The sequence below is a fragment of the Pseudoalteromonas sp. SIMBA_162 genome, from assembly GCF_046535955.1.
Lineage (GTDB): Bacteria > Pseudomonadota > Gammaproteobacteria > Enterobacterales > Alteromonadaceae > Pseudoalteromonas > Pseudoalteromonas marina.
The window spans coordinates 1-267 of record NZ_JAWJBQ010000492.1 but is presented as its reverse complement, the minus strand read 5'-3'; the positions used below and the strand labels follow the sequence as shown (position 1 = coordinate 267).

The 267-nt window shown below is 71.9% G+C and carries 1 protein-coding gene; it reads right to left on the bottom strand.

Annotated elements, in window-relative coordinates; translation table 11 throughout:
* The coding region (locus tag R0J88_RS20640) for a hypothetical protein (RefSeq protein ID WP_410900973.1) at window positions 1-267 on the bottom strand (267 nt) is incomplete at both ends.

Below are 267 nucleotides of genomic sequence, written 5' to 3'. Positions count from 1 at the left end.
CCAGCCATTTGCGCACCGAGGGGCGCTGCCACTGGGCCTCGGCATAGTCGCGCAGCGGATCGGGCAGGCCGTCCAGCCACAGGCGGCGCAGTGCCACCGCCAGGTCCAGGTCGGCCAGGCACCATTGCTCGAACAGGGTCGACTGGCCCGCGCCGATCAGTGCGCCGGCCACGTGGATCAGTTTGGCCGCGGCCGAATGGCCGGCGTCCGACAGCGGTTCGCCGGCCCGGTCGTGGAAGACCGTTTCGGTGGGGCGTTCCTGGCGCA